The organism is Rhizobacter sp. P2_H2, from assembly GCF_056403375.1.
In genome coordinates, this window is record NZ_JBFUFP010000368.1 from 1 (window position 1) to 4,892 (window position 4,892).

Genomic DNA, 4,892 nt, shown 5'->3' on the forward strand with positions numbered 1-4,892 from the left:
GCCAAGCTGGCCATCGCGCTCTATGCCGCCAACTACATGGTGCGCAAGATGGAGGTGAAGGAGAACTTCTTCCGCGCGGTGATGCCGATGGCGATCTCGGTCGCGGTGGTGGGCCTGCTGCTGCTGGCCGAGCCGGACATGGGCGCCTTCATGGTGATCGCGGCGATCGCGATGGGCATCCTGTTCCTTGGCGGCGTCAACGGCCGGATGTTCTTCCTGATCACCGCGGTGCTGGTCGGCGCGTTCGTGCTGATGATCACCTTCAGCGAATGGCGGCGCGAGCGGATCTTCGCGTACCTGAACCCGTGGGACGAGAAGTACACGCTGGGCAAGGCCTACCAGCTGTCGCACTCGCTGATCGCGTTCGGGCGCGGCGAGGTGCTGGGGCAGGGCCTCGGCTCGAGCGTCGAGAAGCTGCACTACCTGCCGGAGGCGCACACCGACTTTTTGCTCGCGGTGATCGGCGAGGAGCTCGGCTTCATCGGCGTGGCCTGCGTGATCGCGGCCTTCTTCTGGCTGTCGCGCCGGRTGTTCCACATCGGCCGCCAGGCGGTCGCGCTCGACCGGGTGTTCGCCGGGCTGTTCGCGCAGGGCATCGGCATCTGGATGGGCGGGCAGGCCTTCATCAACATGGGCGTGAACCTGGGCGTGCTGCCGACCAAGGGGCTGACGCTGCCGCTGATGAGCTATGGCGGCTCGGCGATCCTGATGAACCTGGTCGCACTGGCGATCGTGGTGCGGGTCGACATCGAGAACCGGCAGATGATGCGCGGGGGACGGGCATGAGCACGGTCTCCAGGCACCTCGTCGTGATGGCAGCTGGCACCGGCGGCCACATCATCCCGGGCCTCGCGGTCGCGCGCGAGATGCAGAGCCGCGGCTGGTCCGTCAGCTGGCTCGGCACCACGCACGGCATGGAGAACCGGCTCGTGCCGCCGAGCGGCATCCCGATGGATGCGATCAGCTTCAGCGGGCTGCGCGGCAAGGGCCTGCTGCACACGCTGACCGGCGGCCTGCGGCTGCTCGGCGCGTTCTGGAGCTGCCTGCAGATCATCCGCCGCCGCCGCGCGAATGCGGTGCTCGGCATGGGCGGCTACGTCTGCYTCCCTGGCGGGCTGATGGCCTCGCTGCTGAACAAGCCGCTGATGCTGGTGAACGCCGATGCCTCGCTGCTGATGAGCAACAAGAGCCTGCTGCCGGTGGCCGATCGCATCGCGTTCGGCTTCGACGGCGAGGCGGCGCACCAGACGAAGCTCGGCGTCGTGACCGGCAACCCGGTGCGCGCCGAGATCGAGGCGCTCGCGCCACCGGCCGAGCGCTTCGCCGGCCGCAGCGGCCCGCTGCAGGTGCTGGTGGTCGGTGGCAGCCTCGGCGCGAAGGTGCTGAACGAGACGGTGCCGCAGGCGCTCGCGCTGCTGCCGGCCGAGCAGCGGCCGCGCGTCACGCACCAGACCGGCGCCGCCCAGCTCGACACGGTGCTGGCCGCCTACGCGACGGCCGGCATCGATGCCGAGGTGCTGCCCTTCATCGATGACATGGCCGCGCGGCTGGCGGCCTGCGACGTGATCGTCTGCCGCGCCGGCGCGGTGACGGTCAGCGAACTGTGCGCCGCCGGCGTCGCGAGCGTGCTGGTGCCGTTGGTCGTCAGCACCACCAGCCACCAGCGCGACAACGCCGAGTGGCTCGCGCAGCACGGCGCCGGCCTGCACCTGCCGCAAACCGAACTGAACCCGCAGCGGCTGGCCGACCTGTTGAAGGGCCTGACGCGCGATGCACTGAACACGATGGCGACGAAGGCGCGAGCCCTCGCCCGACCCCACGCCGCTGCGCGCGTGGCGAATGAACTCGAAAGGCTGGTGGCATGAAGCACGCCGTCAAGCAAATCCACTTCGTCGAAGGTCCACGAGAGCCGACGAAGAACCTCCTCGAAGGGGAGGCCGACGCATGAAGCATGCGGTCAAGCACATCCACTTCGTCGGCGTGGGCGGCGCCGGCATGAGCGGCATCGCCGAGATCCTGCACAACCTCGGCTACACCGTCTCCGGCTCCGACCAGAGCGACAGCGCCACCTCGCAGCGCCTCGCGTCGCTGGGCATCCGCGTGTTCGTCGGCCACGATGCCTCGCACATCGCCGGCGCCGAGGCGGTCGTCACCTCCACTGCCGTGAAGGGCGACAACCCCGAGGTGATCGCCGCGCGCAGCCGGCGCGTGCCGGTGGTGCCGCGCGCGGTGATGCTGGCCGAGCTGATGCGCCTGAAGCAGGGCATCGCGATCGCCGGCACGCACGGCAAGACGACCACCACCTCGCTGGTCACCAGCGTGCTGGCCGAGGCCGGCGTCGACCCGACCTTCGTGATCGGCGGCAAGCTGAACGCGGCCGGCGCGAACTCGCGGCTCGGCTCGGGCGACTACATCGTCGTCGAGGCCGACGAGTCGGACGCCTCGTTCCTGAACCTGCTGCCGGTGTTGTCGGTCGTCACCAACATCGATGCCGACCACATGGACACCTACGGGCACGACTTCGCGAAGCTGAAGTCGGCCTTTGTCGAATTCCTGCACCGCATGCCGTTCTACGGCGCGGCCATCCTGTGCGGCGACGACCCCGGCGTGCGCTCGATCATCCCGATGGTGTCGCGCCCGGTCGTCACCTACGGGCTCGGACCCGACGTGCAGGTGCGCGCGGTCGACGTGCAGGCGCTGCCGGGCGGGCAGATGCGCTTCACGGTGCAGCGCCGCAACGGCGTCGTGCTGCCGGACATCGCGATCACGCTGAACCTGCCGGGCGAGCACAACGTGCTGAACGCGCTCGCGGCCGTCGCGGTCGCGACCGAGCTGGAGCTGCCGGACGCGCCGCTCGTCAAGGCGCTGGCCGAGTTCCGCGGTGTCGGCCGGCGCTTCCAGCGCTATGGCGACCCGGCGGCGCGCAGCGCCAACGGTGGCGGCCACTTCACGCTGATCGACGACTACGGCCACCACCCGGTCGAGATGGCCGCGGTGATCGCGGCGGCGCGCGGCGCCTTCCCGGGCCGCCGGCTGGTGATCGCGTTCCAGCCGCACCGCTACACCCGCACGCGCGACTGCTTCGAGGATTTCGTCAAGGTGATGGGCAGCGCCGATGCGGTGCTGCTGGCCGAGGTGTATGCCGCCGGCGAGGCGCCGATCGTCGCGGCAGACGGCCGCTCGCTGGCGCGCGCGCTGCGCGTGGCGGGCAAGGTCGATCCGATCTTCGTCGACGACATCGCGCAGATGCCCGAGACGATCGCCGCGCAGGCCCGCGACGGCGATGTCGTGATCGCGATGGGCGCCGGCTCGATCGGCGCCGTGCCGGGCCAGGTGCTCGAACTGTTGAAGGAGGGCGTGTGATGTCCAGCCCGTTGAACCCGAAAGTCCCCATCGATCCGAAGACGCTCGGCAAGGTCGCCGTGCTGCTGGGCGGCAGCTCCGCCGAGCGCGACATCTCGCTGCTGTCGGGCGGCGGCGTGTTGACCGCGTTGCAATCGCAGGGCGTCGATGCGCACGCCTTCGACCCGGCCGAGCGCGAACTCGCCGAGCTGAAGCACGAAGGCTTCGCGCGCTGCTTCATCGCGCTGCACGGCCGCCACGGCGAAGACGGCACGGTGCAGGGCGCGCTCGAACTGCTGGGCGTGCCGTACACCGGCTCCGGCGTGATGGCCTCGGCGATCGCGATGGACAAGGTGATGACCAAGCGCATCTGGCTCGCCGACGGCCTGCCGACGCCGCGCTACGTGTGGCTCGCGCCCGATCGCCAGGACCGTGCGCAGGTGCAGGCGGTGCCCGACGAGCTCGGGCTGCCGCTGATCGTGAAGCCGCCGCGCGAGGGCTCGTCGATCGGCGTCAGCAAGGTGCAGGGCTACTCCGACATGGCCGATGCGGTCGCGCTGTCGGCGAAGTACGACCCCGACGTGCTGTGCGAGGAGTTCATCGACGGTGCCGAAGTGACGTGCCCGGTGCTCGGCCAGGGGGCTGGTGCGCAGGCGCTGCCGGTGATCCGCATCGCCGCGCCCGAGGGCGCCTACGACTACCAGAACAAGTACTTCACCGACGTCGTCAAGTACCACGTGCCGAGCGGGCTCGATGCCGCGCTGGAGGCCGAGATCCAGCGCATCGTCGTGCAGGCCTATCGCACGCTGGGCTGCCGCGGCTGGGGCCGTGCCGACCTGATGATCCGCAAGCGCGACAACCAGCCGTTCCTGCTCGAGATGAACACCTCGCCGGGCATGACCTCGCACTCGCTGGTGCCGATGTCGGCCAAGGCCGCGGGCATCAGCTACGAGCAGCTGTGCCTGCACCTCGCGTCGCTCGCGACGCTGGACAGCCAGCGAGCCTGAACGCCACCGACACCACGATGCGCCACACCGCCGCACTCCACCGCACACCGGCCGCCGAGCTGCCGGTGGACGTGCGCCTGCTCAACGCCAGCGCGTCGGCGTTGTTCGTGCTGGCCGCGGCGATCTTCATGGCGCTGCTGATGCTGTGGCTGTCGCGCCAGCCGGTGTTCGCGATCCGCGCGATCCGCGTCGAGGGCGACCTCGCACGCAACAGCGTGTCGACGATCCGCGCCAATGCGTTGCCGCAGCTCGCCGGCAACTTCTTCACGTTCGACCTCGGGCGCGGCCAGCGCGCCTTCGAATCGGTGCCGTGGGTGCGCCACGCGATCGTGCGCCGCGTGTGGCCGAACCGGATCGCGGTGTCGCTGCAGGAGCACCGCGCCGCGGCGCTGTGGTCGCAGGACGACGGCGACAAGCTGGTCAACACCGAGGGCGAGGTGTTCGAGGCCAACCTCGGCGACGTGGAAGACGACCGGCTGCCGACGCTGGCCGGCCCGGACGGCAGTTCGGGCCAGGTGCTCGCGATGTACCGCCGGCTCGCAC

At 70.2% G+C, this 4,892-nt stretch carries 5 protein-coding genes; all 5 read left to right on the plus strand.

All coding sequences use genetic code 11. The features are described 5' to 3' along the window. Positions 1-786: peptidoglycan glycosyltransferase FtsW (locus tag AC1D15_RS18125; RefSeq protein WP_477827076.1), on the plus strand; the 786-nt coding region annotated here is incomplete at its 5' end. Continuing rightward, a complete protein-coding gene (murG, locus tag AC1D15_RS18130) occupies positions 783-1,865 on the plus strand; it encodes an undecaprenyldiphospho-muramoylpentapeptide beta-N-acetylglucosaminyltransferase (RefSeq protein WP_477827077.1) in 1,083 nt (360 codons plus the stop codon). The genes AC1D15_RS18125 and murG, both read left to right, overlap by 4 nt. Positions 1,866-1,944: 79 nt before the next feature. After that, the gene (gene murC, locus AC1D15_RS18135; protein ID WP_465114049.1) at positions 1,945-3,363 is read left to right on the plus strand and encodes a UDP-N-acetylmuramate--L-alanine ligase; all 1,419 of its coding nucleotides are present in this window, start codon (positions 1,945-1,947) and stop codon (positions 3,361-3,363) included. Further along, positions 3,363-4,349 carry a D-alanine--D-alanine ligase gene (locus tag AC1D15_RS18140; protein ID WP_477827078.1) on the plus strand — a complete coding sequence of 329 codons (987 nt, stop codon included), beginning with the start codon at positions 3,363-3,365 and terminating at the stop codon, positions 4,347-4,349. Before murC ends, AC1D15_RS18140 begins: the two co-directional genes overlap by 1 nt. 17 nt (positions 4,350-4,366) lie before the next feature. Then, a partial coding sequence (locus AC1D15_RS18145; protein WP_477827079.1) for a cell division protein FtsQ/DivIB occupies positions 4,367-4,892 on the plus strand: 526 nt, incomplete at its 3' end.